The sequence below is a fragment of the Candidatus Eisenbacteria bacterium genome, from assembly GCA_030017955.1.
In the GTDB taxonomy this organism is placed as follows: domain Bacteria; phylum Eisenbacteria; class RBG-16-71-46; order JASEGR01; family JASEGR01; genus JASEGR01.
In genome coordinates, this window is sequence record JASEGR010000015.1 from 23,976 (window position 1) to 44,333 (window position 20,358).

The window sequence follows — 20,358 nt, forward strand, 5'->3', positions numbered from 1 at the left end:
CGACTCTAGAGACCCCGCACGTGCATCAGGTAATCCTTGTTGAAATATTTGGCGGGGAGGAATCTGGGTGTGACATTCAAGTATTCAAAGGTCGTTCTTGACTGCTTCTTGACTTCATCGTGAATCGTCATCCTGGTAAGAATTTGCTTCCCGTCGATCTCAGCAAACTCTTCAAACCGGACGGTCTTCAATCGCTTTCCTGAGACGAGATAGAATTCGCCACAAACCGGGCGGCAGTCATCCTGTCGTACCCAAAGCACAATTCTCTTGTACGATGCCGATGTACTCCTGGCGTCAAGGTCGAGCTTCAAACAAGGCATCCCTAAAATGGTGTCCTTGTCAGCACGCCGTACCATGTAGTTCTGCGAATAGCTTACTTCGAGCACGTCCCCATTGGACGCCTCGCCCATGAGACGCTGGATCGGCGTGATCCTTATCGGCCGCCGCGAGTTCGGCAGATGAACCCACATGTTTTCTCCGACATAAAGAATCTTCATATCCCGGGTTCTGTATTTCCTGGCAATCGCAAGACTTCTGTCTTTGCCGCCGACGTACACATCAAAGAGAGCCGTCTCGACAACAGTGCCGCCTTCGACACTTGTGAGCTTGAGGTGCACGGTGAACTGTTGTGATGGGCCGCGGTATGCGTCAACTTTCTTCAGAATCTGCCGAAACGCAGGACCGGTTTCCGCCCCTGCACATGCTGCGAGTGCTAGAGTGGCACCCAGAAAGCACCAGCCTGGATGAACACATTTCAACATCAGTGACCTGGACATGCGGCTCCACCTCTTTCAAATGTGGCCCAGAGCATCCACAATCTTCATAGTGGTCACCTTCAGTGCAGGAAGTATGGAGGCTACTGTCACGACAACAACTGTGGCGATGAACGTCTGGATGTGGAATCCAATCGCGTTCCGGATGCTCAACGGATACCCGAATGTCAGGCCCGGCGGTGGAGATAGCATGATACCCGCGTCGTTTATGATGCGAGAAAGAGCGAGGGCAAAAACCGCACTCAGGGCACCGCCGATAATTCCGATGAAGAGACCCTCAAAGAAGAATATTCTCAGTGTTTGCCATCGGGACGTGCCGAGCGAGAGCATCGTACCTATTTCGCGAGTTCGTTCCACTACTGCCATCATCACGGTGTTGGCGGTGCTGAAGAAAACGATTATGAAGAGCACGAGTGAGAGAAAACCTACCATCTGGTGATAGAAGGAGCGGACTCTGTCATAGTACATTGACAGGTCGGACCATTTCTTCACTGTTACCCGGAAGCCCTTCTCCTTGAGACGGCTTGCGATCTCATCCCGCAGGTGCCCGGTTTTCTCGGTTTCATCAAGAGCAACAACCAGATTCTTCACCTTGTTTGTGTTGAGCAGAAGTTGTGCGGTGTGCAGGGGCACGATGAGCGCTCTCTTGTCGTATTCCGGCGAAGATGCCTGAAATGATCCGGCGAACTCAACGTCAATGGCATTCAATGCTCCATTTGCAGTTGTTGCGAGCAGAGTGAAGCAGTCACCTGTCCTGGCGTTGATGGACTTCGCGAGACCGCTCCCAAGGACCACGATGTCGGCTCTACCGTCATACTTCATCAAGGAATCGTACGCCGGGTCGCCGACGCCAAAAAGATTTCGCATTTCCTGCTCTGCCTCCGGTTCGATACCTTCGCCAACGAAGGCAACCGACTTGTCCCCGTTGGAAATGAGCCCCATGAAACTGATTCGCGCGGCCACGACCTCGACATCGCGAATACGATTGAGCTCGCCCCGGATGCGCTCGTAGTTCTCCAAACCATGTTTAAGGACTGTATCTTCTTCCCGGGAGAAATAGTCTTCACTGAAAATCTGCAGGTGGCCGGTCTCTGTGTGCGTCGTAAGCTCTCTCAGGCCCCATTCCACATATCTGGAATGCCCTTCGGCCATGAGCAGGCATCCGATGCCGAAAGTCATGACCAGAAGCGTGGTGGCTGTGCGCCGTTTCTGCCGGAAGATGTTCCTGAGGCCGAGCTTCGGGGCGTACATGTTACTTTTCTCCGTTCTCTTCGATTCGCCCGTCTCTGAGCCTTATCACTCTCCGTCCCCTGGAGATGATCATCGAGTCGTGAGAAGAAATCAGAAAAGTGATACCGAGTTCCTTGTTGAGCTCCTGCATAAGGCCAACGACTGCGATGCCTGTTGCGGAATCGAGATTGCCGGTTGGCTCATCTGCGAGCACTAACCATGGGTCCTTGACAACGGCGCGAGCTATGGAAACCCTCTGGCGCTCTCCGCCGGATAGCTCATCCGGCCTGTGTTTTATTCTGTGGGAGAGACCGACGCGTTCAAGAATGCTGGTAACTGCCTTGTGACGCTCCGCCCTCGTCGTGCCGCATAGAAGCAGCGGGTATTCGACATTCTCGTAAACATTGAGCACGGGGATCAGGTTGAAACTCTGGAAGATGTAGCCAATCTTGTCCCTTCTCAGCCGGTGCAGAGAGTTAAGGCTCTTGTCTGTCACATCCTCTCCGTCAAGCCGGACCCGCCCGGCTGTGGGCTTGTCTATCAAGCCTGCTATGTTGAGCAGTGTGGTCTTTCCGCTTCCGGAAGGGCCGGCCAACACGACGAAATCACCTTCGCTGATCTCAAGATTGATATCCTTCAGAGCTTCGAGCCGCACCGTCCCGAGACAGTATTGCTTGCACACGTTATCGATTCTGACTGCTGACCGGATATTCATTGTCGGCCTTGCCTCCCTTGAGACGCAGGCGTGCCTTTGCCGCATAGTCAGAACCTGGATCAGTTGCTATTACGCGCGCATACCTGAGCCTTGCCTCAGAAATATCTCCGGCGTCTTCAAGCAGCAGACCGTAGTGGTAAAGGTAGGAGAGCCAGAAACTGATGGGCGCATCAAAGCCCTCCTTCCTGGTTAACTTATCGATGTGTTTGAAATCCTGTTCGGCGATACGACGTCTCTTGAACATCTTGGGGACAGTGGCGCTGTTTATGGCTCTCACCATCCTGACATGATAATTATCCGGATCCAGTCTCACCGCCTTGTCCATGTACTTGAAGCCCTTCTTCATATAGCCCATCTTCTTCCAGAATGGAGCCCGATCTCTCGCTATGATGGTGTGCAGCGATCCGAAATAGACCATCGCAATGGCGTTATCCGGCTCGATCTCGAGTACTCGTGAAAGGCATTGTTCGGCCTTAATAATATCGTCTGGCGCCCTGCCCCGGGCCGCCACGTCATGATGCCGCATGCCATTTGCCAAAAGACTGTCCGCTAAAACCTGTTCTTCAGGTCCGGAGTACTCCCCGTGCACTTCATGGAGTGTGATTGCATGGGCGTAACCGGAAAACAGCAGCGCCGCGGCGGTGAAATGAATAAGGAGTGTTTTTCTCATACCGGTCCTCCATTTCGAAAGCTGAAATCACTCGCATTCAAATGCTTCACACTTGAATGGTACGACAGACCTTCGGGCAGCGTGTCTTAATTGCGACGAAACGACAAATCTGGTGGATAGAATGTATGAAGAAGAGATGGAAAACATGAGAGGCGCCTGGCTGCGGCCGGCACAAATCCTGGAAATATTCTTGACTTCATCTGCGTCGTGCTGTCCAATGGCGGCGTGAGGTCCGGGATTGCTCGTCGCTTCCGGCGAGAGGCGACGCTGATCAGACCTTCTTAGTGCTTGTTCCGCCGGCGAGGTTCAGTCGTGTGGTCAGGAAAACGAGTATCAATCATCTTTCCAACCTTCAACGAGAAGGACTCCATAGCGGATTGCATTGAGGAATTCTTCCATCTCCCTTACGTGGACGACATTCTGGTCGTGGACAACAATGCCGCTCCCGGGACAGTGGAGGAGGTTGTCCGCACGTACGCCCGGATCGTGCATGAACCCAGGCAGGGCTATGGATGGGCTATCCGGCAAGGAATGGAGAAGACCGATGGCGACCTGGTCGTGATCTGCGAACCCGACGGGACTTTTGTCCCTGATGATCTTGAGAAGCTTCTCGCATACACAAAGGACTTCGATATTGTCTATGGGAGCAGGACGCTGGGCTGGATGATCTGGGAGCGTGCGAACATGGGATGGTTCCTTCGGCTCGGCAACATAGTCGTTGCAAAGATGATTGAGGTCCTGTTCAATTGCCGATCACTCTCGGACGTCGGCTGCACTTTCAGAGTCCTGAGAAGAGAGGTTTCGGATTTTCTGCTTCCGCACTATCGAGTCTCAGGTTCGGACTTCGGACCGGAGATGATGCTTCGCTCAGTCCTCGCTTCATGCCGCGTCGTCCAGATCCCGGTGAACTACCGTCGCCGGGTTGGCGTGTCTTCAGTGACAGGGGACCCATTTAAGGCATTTATCCTGGGCATGCGAATGATCTTCATGATTCTTTCGTTCCGCCTGGGGTCACTGCTCCGCATGCAACGGTATGTGATGCCTGCCTACAGATTGTCAAAGGCACCCGAATCCGTGGAGCCGAAGAGTGTCGGTTGAGCTCCCGCCGCTAACCCCCAAAGCCGGCGTGGCGATTCTGATTCTCACAGCGGCGTTCCTCGCTCTTTACCTCTGGGGAAGCGCGCCCAGTGTAATGGAAGGGGACAGCGCAGAGCTGCAAACTGTGGCGCTCGTGGGAGGGATCGCCCATCCCAGCGGCTATCCGCTCTTCATCATGGCGGGTAATCTCTTTCGTCACACCTTGAGCGGCGACCTTGCTCACCGGATAACTGCAATGTGTGCCTTCTTCGGCGCCCTCACAATTGCAGTTTACGTGCTCGTTCTTCGCCAGGTCGGTCTTCCATTCTGGTCGTGCCTGCTAGGCGCTGCCTGGTATGGAACCACGTACACGTTCTGGTGGTCATCCATCCGCACAGAGGTGTACACGCTTGCCCTTTTGTGCTTCGCAATTGCCATGTTGAAGTCACTGACCTACCTGCGCACGCGAAATCCGCGGGATGCTGCCATGACCGCTTTTGCCTTGGGGCTCACCCTTGCCGGTCACCTTGCGTTCTGTCCAGCCGTGCTCGTGATCGCGGCAACGCTCATCATCCTCAGACCCGGACATATGTCTTTCATCGGCTATCTCTTGCTGCTCTTTCTTCCCTTTGTTATCGGTGTGTCGCCGTACCTCTATCTTTTCTGGGCAGACGCCAGACACCTGCCCATGAATTACCTGAATTACACGATCAACCTGGATGCCCGGCAATACGGCCTCAGCACCGCCGCGTTTGATGATTTCTGGGAGCGCATCCCTTGGCTGGTGTTTGGTAAGGAATCGCATCCAAACGTCTTCCTATTTAGTCCCAGGATGCTGGCGAGAAATCTCCTTAGTGCAGGCGCAGTGGAGTTTCTCTTCGAGTTCGGCCTGCCTGCATTCATTCCATTCATATTGGGGATTGTGAAGTACAAGGCATTCAAGAAAACTGCAGCCTTGCTGCTCCTCGCCATTGCCTTATCCACCGTAGGACTTGGCATCGCTTTTGCCTATGGCCGCATGCTGCCTGTCTTCCTGATGGCTGCCACATTCGTCGTCGGGATCGTGCTCGCTCACGGCATCGCCGTCTTGGTCGCCGCCGCACGCCGCCATCTTCATGCGCCGAAGTCACTGGCGATAGCCTTCGGTAGTTTGTTCCTGGTCGCAGGTATGCTGACTCCCCACATTCTCCGTGTGTCCACGTACTATTCATATCTTGGACCGCTGGATTGGTACGTCCGGGAAGAAGGGCAACCAACAATCGACAACGTTATCCCTCGACTGCGGCACTACTGGGAACCGAGGGAATACGGTAACCGGGTCATGTCGATTGTTCCCAAGAATGCTCTTGTCGCCGGAGCGTGGGATGACATCATGATTCTGTTTTACCTGCATTATGCCGAAGGTGTCCGTCCGGATCTCACTCTGGACTCGTTCTATAGGGAGCACCTGACGAGACTTGCCGGATGGCAGAAGACTTATGGCCTAGGAGAGAGACCGGTTGTGCTTACAAGTCCGCCATCTATTCTCCTCGACCGTCCTGTGCAGGCCGACTCGATGGCGGTCACAGCCGGTAAGTGGATCTACATCCTCAAGGAACCGATACGCACTGCAGACTAGTCCTGTTCTTCCACAGCGGCTTCAGCTCGATACAGTACAATCGGGGCAATAGGTTTCCGGCTCAATGCCCAGGGCGGGTTGGAGAAGGTAGAGATGTAGAATCCTCCACCATCTCTTGTGGAGAACACGGTAAACGGACTCGCAGGTTCAGTGTACTTCTTCACTACCTTTAGCTGAAGATTCTGAGAAATCTTTGTCAGCGATTGCTGATGAATGCCTTCCGGGTATGCAAGGTAATCTCCCTGCTCAAGTTGTGGATTGAGAGCTTCGAGCTGCTTCATGCCGTTCTGTCCGGCATACCATTGCCATCCCCAGTGACCGCTGAAATATATATTAGCTCCGCCGGGCAGCTCACTGCGAATCAGCGCAGCCTTTTCCTTATAGAAGTCGGCCCAAATTCGATCAGAGAGACCCAAAGCCGAAGTAATCAGAATAGTCAAAAGAAGCATTCCTGCATTCCAAGAAAAGGATGGACGCACTTCCAGGAAGCGAGCCAGCACCAGGCAGAGAGGCACAATCACCAGTAGGACGTGCCGTGTTGCTATGAAAGGAGCGAGAAAAACGGTGAACAGTGCGCCGGAAACCAACCAGAGATAAAGAAGCAAAGTAATCTCTCGAGTTTCAGTGAATATCGTTTTCAGATTACGCAGGAAACTTCCACATGCCAACAGAACGATGCCGATCCCGTTTACAAGAAACAACATGCACAAAAGTCTTCTGATTATGTATTCGTTTGCCGCGCCAAGATACACTCCAACAATCATGACGGCCAGAGAGATAAGTGCAAGAATCAGGGCTGTCCTGACTCCGGCGTTCAGGAGCTTCATGGTATGCCAGAGATTTCTGAGATAGATTGGGGAAAAAGTCAGAATTGCGCCAAGACACGCTAACCAGGCCAGACCCATGTCCGTAAATCCCTTGCCTCCGAAAAGCCGGGATGGGCGATCGAGAATATGGATCGAGCCGTAATCCCAATAGTTGAAACAGGACCACAGAACCAGAATCCCCACCGGGATGCCCATCGTCCAAACTAGGCGGAATTGTTTTCTGACGATCATGTAGATCAGCATCGTTGCGATTAGACACAGGCTCGAGTACTTGATCAGGCACGCGCATCCCGCTAGGAAGCCGGCCAATGCAAACCGCCGTGTTTCGGATTTGGTCCCAGGTCTTATCAGCACATAGTAAAAAGCCAGCCAGAAAGACAGAAGAGGAATATCGACCATCAGGTTTTGCCCTACTACAAACGCAGGGCTCAGGGTCAGGAGAGCCGTAAGAAAGAGCGCACGGGACGGGATGACAACGTTACAAATGAGGTAGATGAGTATGATGCATGCAAGTGTGAAGAATGATTGCAGAGTGTGCATCCACACTTCACCAAAGCCCAGGAACTTGCTCCAACCCGCAAGCAAATAGGGGTACAAATGAGGTTGGTTCAACACAGAAATCGGCTCGGCATTCTGCTCCCAGTTTACCAAACCGCTCATCGGGTGCAGCGGATTCTGAAGAATCCATTCTGCCATCTCTAAGTAAGCCGCATCGTCTATGTGATACGCCTTATTCAGATTTATGGCTGTGGCAAAAAGCCAGATGGTCACGAAGACGATGACTTTGAAAGAACGGCGGGTCTTCATTTCTCCACGTTGACTTCCTGTTGAAATGCCAAGTAGAAAATAGATGCCGCGCGCACGCTATGCTCCGGGCTTCACCGGAGATGCGGCACCTTCGCCCACGGCCGTGGTCCAAGTTCGCACCCACCAGCGCTTCACCAGACCGTTTCGAACGTAGGGGTCTGCCTTTGCGAATCGCTCGGCGACTTCGGGAGATTCCCCCTGAAAAATGAGCACTGCGCCGTCAACCGGATCCGCAAATGTGCCGCCGAGAACAAGCTCGCCCTTGGCGTGGGCGTTCCACGCCAGTGTCAAGTGTTCGTTACGAAATTCAGCTCTCCGCGCCAAATAGTCCGGGGCAGCATCATAAAATAGAAGATAGTGCATCGTGACTTCCTATGAGTCTTGGTACAGCGCCGTGCTAAGCGGATTTCTTTGGAGGCTCATACCTCTCGTAATATCCAAGGAGGTTTCCTTTAGTGTCCCGAACGGCCCTCGTGAAAACGCGATGCTCGTTGTCATCGACGATCATCCGTTCATCTTCGCCGTTCTTGAGATGTTCAAATACATCCAGGATTATCTTGTTGGAATTTTCGTTGTGGCAATCAAAGATTGATCTTCCAATCTCGGCGGGCTTGCCCTTGTAGCGCTCGAAGGCGGTCTTGTTCATGTATCGTATGACGTGCTTTGTGTCCACAAATACAAACGGGTCTCTCAGACTGTCCATGAGGTATTCGAGCAGCTGCAATTTATCGTCCATTACCCCTCCGTTTGGCGCTCAACGTCGCGATTTATGGTGTGCGGTACGTTTGTCCTGTCGAGCTATCTTGACTAGCTCCCTGTGGCGGAAGCAGTTGACTACGTGGTCATTCACCATTCCGACCGCTTGCATGAATGCGTAGCAAATTGTCGAGCCGACGAAACTGAACCCTAGTTTCTTCAAATCCCTGCTCATCGCATCGGATTGTTGCGTCCGGGCCGGCAGTTCAGAAAGAGACTTCCACGCGTTCTGCCTGGGCGCGTGATTGACGTAACGCCAGATGAACGAGTCGAACGAACCGTACTCTTTCCTGATGTCCAGCACTCCGTGTGCATTCTTGATTGCAGATTCTATCTTGAGGCGATTGCGCACGATGCCGGGATCTGAGAGCAGGCGCTTGACGTCAGCTCGGGAGTACGACGCAATTTTCTTGATATCGAAGCCGTGAAATGCCTTACGGTAGTTCTGTCGCTTCTTGAGGATGGTTGACCAACTCAGACCCGCCTGCGCTCCCTCAAGGATCAACATTTCGAACAAGCGCCGGTCGTCATGTACAGGTGTGCCCCACTCGACATCATGGTACAAGACGTAAAGAGGATCGCTCCCGGCCCATCCGCACCTTGTCATAACGTTTGCCCCCGCTCAACGTGTCTCCGCAGAGCAAATCAGAATCGAGCTTGAAGTATAGCATGACAGACGTCTTGGGGGTTACGGTTCTTGGGGGTCTATCCAATGGGGAGAGGTCAGACGCCCAGCCGAATCACCACATCTTCTTTCCAGTGGCTTTGTCGAGGGCATTCATGCTGACCATGCAATCATATATGGATCTCAAATGGATGAGCTTCGCCTGCGACAATGCGGTCTGGACATCAAGGAGATCCAGGTTTGTCACCACGCCCGCCTCGTATTGTGCCTGGGCTCTAGAGAGAGCAGCTTCCGCTTCAGATACGATTCCGGAGGGACACTAGTCAACGTTCAAAACAAGAATGTCCCAGTTTGGTCTCGTGGCTGCACTGAGCTGAATCATCATGCGATTATCCGCGGGTGACCACTTTCCATAGCCAACATTATGTACAGAAGTCCCAGTGACCTGACGGAACCTGCCACCTGCAATTTCATAGATCCACAACTCGTTATGGCCGGATCTGGTGCTGGTGAATGCAATCTTTGATCCGTCAGGTGACCATGTCGGGAAGAAATTGTCCCATTGGGATTGAGTAATTGCCACCGGCTCCCCGCCGTCTGCAGAGATAGAATAGATGTTCCTTGAGTTTCCGTCGGATTTCGCGTAGATGATGCGTTTGCTGTCGGGCGACCACTCGGGATGAAACTTGGAACCACTGTCCCAGGTAAGTTGAACTGAACTTCTCTCTTTGACAGAAATCTTACAGATCTGGTGTGCACTGCCGACGGTCCCGGATGTGTATGCGACCCAGCTGCCATCAGGAGACCATCTGGGATACCATTGGATCTTGTCGTCCTTGGTTAGCTGTTGTGAGGTTTGAGAGCCGACGTCGAATGTGCAGATATGGCTTACGTCGGTTCCAAGATTGGAATTAGCATGAGTGGAGTAGACGTTGGTATTGTATGCGATATGCGAACCGTCTGGGGAAAAGGTTGGGAAACAAGCATCGCCACTGAGAGCCAGACGGTGAGATTCCCCGTTTACCGGAGAGCACACAACAATGCTGTACAACCACGGCCCATCTCTAGGTTCCGCTGTGACATAAGCGATAGAGTTTCCATCCCGGGACCAGGTGCATGAGGAAGGGTAGAGGTATTTGTCCGCAAATATACGCGTCACCTTTTCTGCTTTTGATGGCATGACCATAACTAAATTCGAGAGGTCGCTTGATGTCCCCTTCTCGCCAATTGTCCTGACTGCAAAGTAGTAGATGGTATCGTTCGTCAAGCCGTTCACTGTGCATTCCCTGACGGCTGTTTGGCCGCTGTCATTGCTAACGGTCTTGAGCAATCGAAGCGAAGATTGATCCTTGTCGGAGAAATAGACCTCAAAGGATCTTGGGCCGGAGCGTGTTGACGGTTCAATCCTCGGCATCTCATCACCCCAGCACCATGCTAGAGTGACCATGCCGTCGCCCCTGCGGCTATCCAGCCGGGGTGCATAAAGAGGATCAGGTCCTGGCTGGACCAGCTGGTTGCATGTGGTAAGCGTGAAGACGGCAAGACACAGCAGGGGGAGATTTCGTTTCATGTTCCGGTGCATGAGCCTTCGAGCACAACGACAATCACGTAAATAGGGATAAGGCACCCTCGGCCACTCAAACCTGCAATGCATCACAACAACGGCGCGACAAGTTTGCCGAGCGTCACCTCACCTCTTAAGCATATTAAGCATAATGTGACTGAGATGCAAGCTGTTTTCTTGCAAAGAAGTTAGAATTATTTCACACCCGGCCCATTTCTTCTTGCTAGGTTTTCCTTCGTTCTCTAGTATTAGGCGACGGAGGAAAAACTAGATTGCCGGAAACCCTTTTTGCAGAGGTTGCGTTACCGCTTCCGATTTCACAGACTTTCATTTACTCAGTTCCTTCTTCTTTCAAGGAGAATCTCTTCGTTGGCTCGTCCGTGAGGGTTCCATTTGGGGGAAGAAAGCTTGAAGGGTATGTTGTTCGAACCTCTTCTGATTACCCCGAGGGTCTCAAGGGAATAAAAGAAATAATCTCGGTTTCTCCCCAAGGTTCGCTCTTTGACGCTCAACTATTCAAGCTCACAAAGTGGGTCTCTGATTACTACATGGCGCCGCTTGGCGAAGTTCTGAGAGCTGCGGTTCCCGGGAGTCTTGCCAGGAAGGAGAGAAAAGGAATCGATGCATCTCTTTCGGAGGCGCCCCCGTCGTGGATAGCTGCCGCGGGTCAAAAAGAGAGGATGGAGCTTACAAAGCCTCAAAGAGAAGGGCTAGAGCTCATAGAAAGCTCGCTCGAAAGCGGAGGTTTCAAGGTTTTTCTGATACACGGCGTCACTGGCTCAGGAAAAACTGAAATCTACATACGGGCAGTGAGAAAAGCGTTGGATAGTGGCGGCTCTGCTCTAATTCTTCTACCGGAGGTTTCGCTTTCCACCCAGATAGAAAGGGTGTTTCGGGATTCATTCGGTGACGAAGTCGGAGTGCTTCACAGCTATCTATTGGATTCAGAACGTAAGAAGAACTGGCTCGATGCGCGAACGGGGAAACTCAGGGTCATCATAGGCGCAAGGTCGGCAGTTTTTGCTCCGCTTAAGGATCTCAAGCTCATTGTTGTTGATGAAGAGCACGAGACCACCTACAAACAGGGAGATTCCCCGCGGTACAACGCAAGAGATGTGGCTGTAATGCGCGCCAAGCTTCTCGGGATTACGTGTCTTCTTGGCTCGGCAACGCCGAGTCTTGAGACATATGCAAATGTAAAAAAAGGGAAATACACGCTGATTGAGCTCCCCGAAAGAGTTGAATCGAGAAGCCTTGCTTCGGTTGAAATTGTTGACATGCGTGAGAAAGAACGAAAGAAGCAAAAGATATTTTCGGAGCTCATGGAGACGGAAGTGAAGGAGGCGCTTGCAAGGGACGAACAGGTCATCCTTTTCATAAACAGGAGAGGATTTTCGCCATTCGTTCAATGTCTCGGGTGTGGCTTCGTGGTGGAATGCCCTCACTGCGATGTTCCGCTCACCTATCACATCGATTCGCTAACACTCCAGTGCCACTACTGCGGCTACAGGATGAAGATAGTCGAGAATTGCTCGAACTGCAAGGGGTCAATCTTCAGGTATGGCGGCGTAGCAATTCAGAAAGTCGAAAAGGAAATAGAAAAGCTTTTTGAGAATGCCAGGCTTGCGAGGATGGACCTTGACACCACAAGAAAAAGAGGCGCGCACAGGGAGCTGTTTCGGGCTTTCGAAGCCCGCGAGAAAAACATTCTCCTGGGCACTCAGATGGTGACGAAGGGCTTTGATTTTCCCGAGGTGACCCTTGTCGGAGTGATATCCGCCGACACCCAGCTCAATCTTCCTGATTTCAGGTCGTCGGAAAGGACATTCCAGCTTCTTACTCAGGTTGCCGGAAGGGCTGGGAGGGGAGACAAGCCCGGTAAGGTCGTAGTTCAAACCTATCTTCCCGAGACTCCGAGCCTCGTCGCTGCCCAGAAGCAAGACTATGCAGAATTCTTCGAAGCCGAGATTTCAGAAAGAAAAGAACTTGGTTACCCGCCGTTTTCAAAGTTGATCGAAGTCGAACTCAGCGGAAAGAAGGAAGAACTTGTTGTCGAGAGAAGTAAGATGCTGGGTGCTGCTCTGAAAGAGGAAGCTCACGGAACCGGCGTGGAAGTTTTGGGCCCCGCTCCGCACCCAATCTCAAGACTCAAGGGAAGATTTCGCTGGCGAATCACGCTGAGAGGCAGCAGTCACGAGAAACTGAAGGCGCTTCTCCAGAAAGGCCTTGCGAAGATTGAGAAGAAGAAGTTCCCCAGCTCGCTCCGTCTCACGATCGATGTCGATCCGTTGTGAGAGCAACCGATGGCGATGGGCGATCGCCGGCTCCGCTCCGGGATGACCCATCTACAGGCTCGCCAGGCGGGGAATCCTTGCCCCTCCCAGCCTCTAAAGGGCTGGGTATCCCCACCTTGCTCGCCGAGATGGGTTCCCCATCCCTCCCGCGAAAGCCGGCTCACGGCTCATCGCCATCCAGAGCACTCAGATGGAGCAGGAGGGAGCACATAATGAGAATCAGTAACGTAATCATCTCTCTTGTCACGCTTTCGATCGCGGGTTTCGCCGTTGCCGCCTTCTGCGGGCAGGACGTGCTGCGGGAACGCGGGTTTGCGGGGTTCAGTTACCGCGCAGTAACGCAAAAAGATGTTGATTCGTTGAAGTTGCCTGACGACAAGGGCGTATTCGTGGTCAGAGTGTTCGAGAATACTCCGGCATCTCGTGCGAAGCTTCGGGCTGGAGACATTCTGAAAAAATACGATGACACCGGGCTTCTTGACACGTCCGTTCTGGTGAATCTCCTGAACAAATATTTTGCAGGTGATGTGATTCACGTCACATACCTGCGGAATGGAGTACAGGGGAAGACCGAACTTGCGCTTGCGGAATATCCGAAGGAGAAACATCAGGGTCTCGACATCGAATACACATCATTCCTGAGCAAGGATGTCCGTCTCAGAACGGTGATCGCTTCTCCTTCAGGGAATCCTGGGGAAAAGCTTCCTGCATTGCTCATCGTCAGCGCCCTGGGAAGCCCAAGGTTGCGCGAACTTCCTGCCTACACGATGACACGCGAGTTGGCATATGAAGTCGCAAAATCGGGTTTCAGGGTCATGCGATTTGAACTTCGCGGGTCCGGAGATTCAAAGGGGGATGATTATCGTACGACCGATTTCTACGCAGAGGTTGAAGACAATAGGGCGGCCTTGGATTATCTTCGCAAGAGGGATGATGTTGATAAGGAAATAGTCTTCGTGTTTGGTCACAGTACGGGCGGCATGATTGCAGGCCTCCTGGCAAGCGATAACGATGAGATCGCCGGAGCAATCATATCGTGCTCAATAGGGCGGTCCTATTTTGAACGCATGGCTGAAACCCTGCGAATGCAGGATGAATTCGAAGGCACTTCATACGCGGAGACGGAAAAAAACGTGAAGGACTACCTGTGCTTTGCCGGCTTGCTGGCAAAAGGATTTCCTCTTTCGGATATCGTTCAAAAATTCCCGGAATTCTCCAGGTTCGTCAATAAGAGCGGGAGAATCATGGATGACAGGACCGCGAAGTACTGGGAGCAGCAACTGAACTTGAACTTGGCTGAGACATATGGCAAAATACGAAAACCAACCCTGGTTGTCTATGCAACCTCAGATTTCATCACCCAACTTGAATGCCACAGAAAAATGCAGGAGATTGTCAGAGCGAATGGAAATGATGATGTGACACTGGTAACGATCGCCGATGCGGACCACACTTATTCTTTCGCAAAGACGAAAAAGGAAAGCCATACCAACTACAAAACCAGAAACTTTGTGGAGAATCCAGAGGCCAAGAGACAGATCGCGGAGTGGTTGCGGAAACATGTAGGGTAGAGAACTGTCTGATTCCCCTCACCCTACCCTCTCCCCAAAGGGAGAGGAGGAATGCCGGCCATCACCCTACCCTCTCCCCCCAGGGGAGAGGAGGAATACCGGCCCCTCACCCTTACCTCTCCCCCAGGGGAGAGGTAAGTAAGGGTGACCTTCAGCGCGCTCGCGCAGGGTCGGTGAGGAGTGCTATGTGGCATGTAGGTCTGGAGATGTCCTTGAACGGATATGCGGTTGGTTTGTCGTATGTTTTGCTCTAACGGCGGCTAAGCCGCAAGGAGGAGGTCCAATGATTCGAAGGCTTATTGTCCTTGCATTGTTTCTGCTTATTATCACCCCGATCTCAATCACGGGTCAGGCATTCGCACTTCTTCCTCCGGACAATCTGGTGCTTCAGGGAATTCAGAGTATCCCGGACTCTATTGTCGCAGGAGTCGGCCGCTACACTGAATTCAGGACGGCGGCATTCTGGAGTTGGAATCCAACCAAGCGGGAGATGCTGATTGGCACGCGCTTTGCCGATACGAGGCAGGTGCATCAGGTGAAATTCCCCGGCGGCGCGCGGACGCAGTTGACATTTTTCAAAGATTCCGCTGAAGGCGCGATGTATCATCCAACCGGGGGAGATTGTTTCATTTTCGGCAAAGATACAAACGGAGACGAATTCTACCAGTTTTATCGCTACGACTTTGCGACCGGTGATGTCACTCTCCTCACGGACGGGAAATCAAGGAACACGTCGGCCGAGTGGTCAAATGTCGGTAACTTTCTGGCCTACTGTTCAACGCGCCGCAACGGAAAAGATGTTGACCTGTACGTCGTGGCTCCGTCGGATCCGAAGACCGACCATCTGCTGGTTCAGCTCGAGGGCGGCGGCTGGGACGTTCTGGACTGGTCGCCTGATGAGCGTACCCTTCTGGCCGCAGAATGGATCTCTGCGAATGAAAGCTATCTGTGGCTTGTCGATGCAGGGACAGGGAACAAGACCCTGCTCACTCCCAAGGGGAAGGACAAGATCGCATACAGTTCCGGGCTTTTCAGCAAAGACGGGAAGGGGATTTACGTCACGACCGACCGGGATTCGGAGTTCCAGCGCCTTACCTACATCGATCTCGCATCGAAGCAGCACATTTACCTGACGGCCCATATCAAGTGGGACATTGACTTGTTTGATCTCTCCCATGATGGAAAGACAATTGCTTTTGTTGCGAATGAGGACGGCATTAGTGTCCTTCATTTACTTGATACTGTAATGGGCAAGGAGAAGACTGCGCCTAAACTGCCGGTTGGTGTCATTTACAGACTCAGGTGGCACAATAACGGCAGCGATCTGGCGTTCAACTTCCAGTCCGCGCGGTCCGTTCCTGATATCTATTCCGTCAATGTGGATACCGGCAAGATAGACCGCTGGACTTACAGCGAAACAGGCGGAGTGAACACCGAGAATTTCGTCGAGCCGGAGTTGATCAGATGGAAAAGCTTTGACGGAAGAATGATATCGGGGTTTCTGTACAGGCCGCCGTCAAAGTTTGCCGGCAAGCGTCCTGTTGTCATTGACATGCACGGCGGCCCGGAAGGACAAGCTCTCCCAACGTTCTTGAGAGGCGACAACTATGTGCTTAACGACCTGGGCGTCGCGGTGCTCATGCCCAATATCCGCGGGTCCTCAGGTTACGGCAAAACATTTCTGAAGCTCGACAATGGATTCCTGCGTGAAGATAGCTACAAGGACATAAGCGCCCTGCTCGACTGGATCAAAACAGATCCGGGTCTGGATGCCGGCCGCATCATGGTCACCGGTGCAAGCTACGGCGGCCACATGACGCTTGCGATTGCAACTTTCTATAGCGATCGCATTCGCTGCGCGCTGGACGTGGTCGGGATGTCCAATCTTGTCACCTTTTTGGAAAACACGCAGGGCTATAGAAGAGACTTGCGCCGCGTAGAGTACGGTGACGAGCGGGACCCCAAGATGCGCAAATTCATGGAGCGCATCGCGCCCATGAACAACCTCCAGATGATAAAGAAGCCGCTAATGGTCGTCGCTGGAAAGAATGATCCCCGCGTCCCGGTGACCGAATCGGATCAGATTGTGGACGCGGTCAGGAAGAACGGTGTGCCGGTCTGGTACTTGATGGCAAAAGACGAGGGACACGGTTTTGTCAGGAAGAAGAACGTGGATTTTCTCCTCTATACGAGCGTGCTTTTCATGAAAGAATATCTTCTGAATTGATGGGCGAAGAGCCGCGGTTTGAACCGGTGTGATTGAGGCGCTGTCAGATTCTTGTTGCCAGAACTCGGGGGATAGGTTAGCTTCCTGAATACACGGAGAATGTGAAAAGAGTCCTGCTTCCGCGGTAAATTGCCAGCCGGCATGCATCAGCTCCATAGTCGTGCCGTCCACGCAGCACTCATGCGCTTCCGGTTGCCGCATTGACAAACGGACAATCCGCGCGGCAGACTCTACATCATTGGAAAAGAAAACGATGGCTCAGGCCAACATGGTTACGCTTGAAAAAGTGAAGTCTGACGCTGTGGTGAAGATGTACATGAAGAAGGCAGATGACTTCCTTGGAGTTCTCGGTTACACGGAGCATGGCCCGCGGCATGCCACACTAGTTTCGAATATCGCCATCAACCTTCTGAAAAGGCTTGAAATAAGCGAGAGAGAGACAGAGCTTGCCGGCATTGCGGCCTATCTTCATGACATAGGGAATGTCATAAACAGGGATTTTCATGCTCAGTCGGCGGCTCTCCTCTCACACTTTATTCTCACCAGGATGGGGCTTCCGGATGAAGACGTTGCAGACATAATCGCGGCCATCGGCAACCATCATGAGACTGACGGCGATCCCATAAGCAACATTGCCGCTGCTGTGATCCTTGGCGACAAGTCGGACGTCCACCGGTCTAGAGTGCGAAATCCGGCGATGATAAAATTTGACATACACGACAGGGTGAATTATGCTTCCACGGCCTCCTTCCTCAGGGTAATCCCGGAAAAGAAAGTGATTTCCCTTGAGGTGACAATCGATACGGAAATTTCCCAGGTCATGGAGTACTTTGAAATCTTCCTTTCCAGGATGATAATTTCGCGCAGAGCTGCGGCTTTTCTCTCCTGCGCTTTTGAGCTTGTGATCAACGGCAATAAATTGATGTAGAGGGCAGAGTGAAGGCGGGAGCGTCATTTCTTACTGCTGCTTGAGGCCAGACGAGAATCCCGATACGTACAAACATGCCTGTTTGGGGCCGGGCAGGGTACTTGGCCGGTCCCGAAGATTTGCGAAAGTACCGAAGAATGGGGGGTCCCAATGAAGATCGCTCGGTTTGCCTTTGCGGGTTGTCTTATATCTCTCATGGTCTTTCTTCTGTCCGGATGCGGCAATCCTCACCTGAGCGGAGGACGGCTGTACTTCGCCCAGAAGAACTATGAGAAGGCAATACGGGAACTCGAGCTTGCCGCTCAGCAATTGCCCAAGAACGCCGATGTTCACATGAATCTCGCGATGTCATACGCCGAGGTTGGGAGAACTGCTGATTCCGGTAAAGAATTCGCCATCGCGCTGAAACTCATGGTGAGGGGATCGAAGGGCTACAAAGACTGCAAAGACAACCAGAGGCACTACTGGGCTGAGCACTTCAACAAAGGTCTTGAGTTGCAGCAGGATGACAGATTTGATGAATCTGCTGCCGAATTCCAGAAGGCGCTCGACATCGACCCGATGGAGCCGGCCGCATATGTCAATCGCGGCGTTGTCCTTTCCAAGCTGAATCGCATGGACGATGCGATCAAGTCGTTCAAGAACGCATTTAAGCTTGCGCCAAACGACGAGAAGACAAAAGGAAACCTGGTTGCTGCCTATATCGATCTCTCAAGGAGGCAGCTTGACGGGAAAAACTACGATGATGCGATAGTGTACGCTGAAGAAGCCGTCAAACTGAATCCGACTCCGAACCTGAAAAACCAGGCCCTTGACCTGGCAGGGTCGAGTTATTTCAGCAAGGCGACGGCGGAAACGGATCCGGATGTGCGGAATGACTACTACGACCGCGCCGGGGAGACGTACGCCGGCATACTTGAGATGTTCCCTGCAGACACTTCAGCCCTCTTCAACGCAGGTGTATCTTTTTTGCAGATGAAGGATTGCGGAAGAAGCCTCCCTTACTTACGCAAGCTCGCAGAATTGACCCCCAAGAGCAAAGAAGCTCTCAGCATCCTGGGAAGGGGAACACGGGAATGCGGAGAAATCGATTCATCGATTGTGGTGCTGAAGAGACTCCTTAATGTTGATCCGCGTGACACCAAAAGCCATAGGTATCTGGCGAGTGCTTATATAGTGAAGGGCGACAAGGACCTGGGGGCAATGCATTTTGTGATTGCAACGGCATTGACCGAGGGTCAGATGATTCCAGATGTGCAGGAAAGGATCAAAAGATTGAAAAATGACTACCCCAAGGGATCGTCGATATTGGACGCGGCAAAGAAGTATGGCGTTCCCGAAGAGATCTATGGATATGTTGACCCACAAACTTCAGTGAAAGTGGAAGTGTGGTTCTACTGGACCAAAGGTACGGCCCAGCCGTTTCTTGCCGGAAGACCGGGGGTCTCGACCAGTTTTGCACCTCTGGTGTGGCAATAGAGCTTTCTTGCTTTTTTCGCCCTTCATACTGACAAGGGCGCCGTCACTCACTGATTGGTGTGTTTTCAGGAGTCACCTTCTGCGGATGCCGGACTGCGCAGTGATTTGAGTCGAAGTTGGCTGGCAGGTACATGTCTCCAGTTTCATCCATCTATCTTGGCAATGACATTTCCCTCGAACCGCTGCGTAAGAGGACCGTCGGAATCATCGGATACGGAAATCAGGGACGGGCTCAAGCTCAGAATCTCAGGGACAGCGGGATTGCCGTTGTCGTCGGCTTGAGAAAAGGAAGCGCCTCGAGAAGAACTGCCGCAGAGGATGGGCTCGAGGTCAAGGAGATCCGGTACTGTCTTCTTGAGTCGGACATCTGGATGCTCCTTCTCCCCGACGAATTTCACGGTCAAATCTTCGAGAGTGAGATTGCCCCGGTCCTGAAGCCGGGCAAGGCGCTCGGATTCGCTCATGGCATGAGTGTGACCTCAAAAGATGTCGTTCCTCCGGACGGGGTTGACGTTTTCCTTGTTGCCCCAAGTGCACCCGGGACTATTTTGAGAGAGAATTTTGTTCATGGGAAAGGAGTACCGGCTCTCTTTGCAGTCCACAGGAATGCAACAGGCGGAGCGAAGGAACTTGCGCTGGCATACGGGAAGGGAATAGGGTGCGGAAGGGCATGCCTCTTAGAGACGACCTTTGAGGAAGAAACGACGATTGACCTGTTTGGCGAGCAGGCGGTTGTGTGCGGAGGAGTTTCAGCCCTCATAACAACGGCATTTGAGACACTTGTGGAAAGCGGGTATTCCCCGGAAGCTGCTTATATCGAATGTCTCCATCAGTTGAAACTCACAGTTGACCTCATTCACCGGGAAGGAATCGCCGGGATGAGGAACAAGACAAGCAATGTGGCTCTTTATGGAGACCTGACAAGGGGACCGAGACTGATCGACGGTTCCGTAAAGAAGACGATGAGAAAAATGCTCGAAGAAATAGAATCTGGCAGTTTCGTCAAGGAATGGAAAGAGGAAAACATGAAGGGAGGGGTGAATCTAAAAACACTCAAGAGAAATGCTGACGGACACGATATAGAGAGAGTAGGGGCCCACCTCAGGAGCATTCTCTTCGGGCAATGCGAGGGGGCAAAAAAATCTGTTAGGGAAAGTTGAAAACCGGACTATTTAAGGTTCAAAACCGGACTTTTGG

Annotated in this window: 18 protein-coding genes; 8 read left to right on the plus strand and 10 right to left on the minus strand. The window is 52.4% G+C overall.

What is annotated here, in order from left to right:
* Positions 1–5: 5 nt before the first annotated feature.
* Genes QME66_03575 through QME66_03590 form a run of 4 tightly spaced genes read right to left on the minus strand, consistent with a single transcriptional unit; the run spans position 6 to position 3,388 of the window.
* Positions 6–776, minus strand: coding sequence for an outer membrane lipoprotein-sorting protein (locus QME66_03575; GenBank protein MDI6808047.1), 771 nt, complete (start codon positions 774–776; stop codon positions 6–8).
* A gap of 15 nt (positions 777–791) precedes the next feature.
* Positions 792–2,024, minus strand: coding sequence for an FtsX-like permease family protein (locus QME66_03580; protein ID MDI6808048.1), 1,233 nt, complete (start codon positions 2,022–2,024; stop codon positions 792–794).
* A gap of 1 nt (position 2,025) precedes the next feature.
* Positions 2,026–2,718: an ABC transporter ATP-binding protein gene (locus QME66_03585; protein MDI6808049.1), complete on the minus strand. Its 693-nt coding sequence runs from the start codon at positions 2,716–2,718 to the stop codon at positions 2,026–2,028.
* A complete protein-coding gene (locus tag QME66_03590) occupies positions 2,687–3,388 on the minus strand; it encodes a hypothetical protein (GenBank protein ID MDI6808050.1) in 702 nt (233 codons plus the stop codon). Before QME66_03590 ends, QME66_03585 begins: the two co-directional genes overlap by 32 nt.
* 312 nt (positions 3,389–3,700) lie before the next feature.
* Between QME66_03590 and QME66_03595 the strand changes: the two genes are divergently transcribed.
* Both QME66_03595 and QME66_03600 read left to right on the plus strand, forming a co-directional pair.
* Entirely contained in the window at positions 3,701–4,486 is a 786-nt protein-coding gene (locus QME66_03595; GenBank protein MDI6808051.1) for a glycosyltransferase family 2 protein, read from the plus strand.
* Positions 4,476–6,083, plus strand: coding sequence for a DUF2723 domain-containing protein (locus QME66_03600; GenBank protein MDI6808052.1), 1,608 nt, complete (start codon positions 4,476–4,478; stop codon positions 6,081–6,083). The genes QME66_03595 and QME66_03600 overlap by 11 nt, the downstream gene beginning before the upstream one ends.
* On the opposite strand, the gene QME66_03605 is transcribed toward QME66_03600, so the two are convergent.
* From QME66_03605 to QME66_03630, 6 genes are all read right to left on the minus strand, one after another.
* Positions 6,080–7,717 (minus strand): glycosyltransferase family 39 protein, encoded by a 1,638-nt coding sequence (locus tag QME66_03605; GenBank protein ID MDI6808053.1) that lies wholly within the window; start codon positions 7,715–7,717, stop codon positions 6,080–6,082. The genes QME66_03600 and QME66_03605 overlap by 4 nt on opposite strands.
* Before the next feature lie 57 nt (positions 7,718–7,774).
* Entirely contained in the window at positions 7,775–8,080 is a 306-nt protein-coding gene (locus tag QME66_03610) for a YciI-like protein (GenBank protein ID MDI6808054.1), read from the minus strand.
* A 34-nt stretch (positions 8,081–8,114) separates the two neighbouring features.
* Positions 8,115–8,453, minus strand: a complete 339-nt coding sequence (locus QME66_03615) for a PAS domain-containing protein (protein ID MDI6808055.1) — start codon at positions 8,451–8,453, stop codon at positions 8,115–8,117.
* A gap of 18 nt (positions 8,454–8,471) precedes the next feature.
* Positions 8,472–9,080 (minus strand): DNA-3-methyladenine glycosylase I, encoded by a 609-nt coding sequence (locus QME66_03620; GenBank protein MDI6808056.1) that lies wholly within the window; start codon positions 9,078–9,080, stop codon positions 8,472–8,474.
* A gap of 133 nt (positions 9,081–9,213) precedes the next feature.
* Entirely contained in the window at positions 9,214–9,405 is a 192-nt protein-coding gene (locus QME66_03625; protein MDI6808057.1) for a TolC family protein, read from the minus strand.
* A gap of 12 nt (positions 9,406–9,417) precedes the next feature.
* Complete coding sequence (locus QME66_03630) at positions 9,418–10,545, minus strand: hypothetical protein (protein ID MDI6808058.1); 1,128 nt, start codon at positions 10,543–10,545, stop codon at positions 9,418–9,420.
* Between the two features lie 389 nt (positions 10,546–10,934).
* On the opposite strand from QME66_03630, the gene priA reads away from it, so the two are divergent.
* The 6 genes from priA to ilvC all read left to right on the plus strand — a co-directional run bounded on the left by priA (position 10,935) and on the right by ilvC (position 20,321).
* Positions 10,935–12,956, plus strand: a complete 2,022-nt coding sequence (priA, locus tag QME66_03635) for a primosomal protein N' (protein ID MDI6808059.1) — start codon at positions 10,935–10,937, stop codon at positions 12,954–12,956.
* Between the two features lie 212 nt (positions 12,957–13,168).
* The gene (locus QME66_03640) at positions 13,169–14,527 is read left to right on the plus strand and encodes an alpha/beta fold hydrolase (protein ID MDI6808060.1); all 1,359 of its coding nucleotides are present in this window, start codon (positions 13,169–13,171) and stop codon (positions 14,525–14,527) included.
* A 283-nt stretch (positions 14,528–14,810) separates the two neighbouring features.
* Positions 14,811–16,754 (plus strand): prolyl oligopeptidase family serine peptidase, encoded by a 1,944-nt coding sequence (locus QME66_03645; protein MDI6808061.1) that lies wholly within the window; start codon positions 14,811–14,813, stop codon positions 16,752–16,754.
* Between the two features lie 268 nt (positions 16,755–17,022).
* Complete coding sequence (locus tag QME66_03650) at positions 17,023–17,682, plus strand: HD domain-containing protein (GenBank protein ID MDI6808062.1); 660 nt, start codon at positions 17,023–17,025, stop codon at positions 17,680–17,682.
* A gap of 150 nt (positions 17,683–17,832) precedes the next feature.
* Positions 17,833–19,161: a tetratricopeptide repeat protein gene (locus QME66_03655; protein MDI6808063.1), complete on the plus strand. Its 1,329-nt coding sequence runs from the start codon at positions 17,833–17,835 to the stop codon at positions 19,159–19,161.
* Between the two features lie 131 nt (positions 19,162–19,292).
* On the plus strand, positions 19,293–20,321 hold the full coding sequence (gene ilvC / locus QME66_03660) for a ketol-acid reductoisomerase (protein MDI6808064.1): 1,029 nt from the start codon (positions 19,293–19,295) through the stop codon (positions 20,319–20,321).
* Positions 20,322–20,358: the final 37 nt, after the last annotated feature.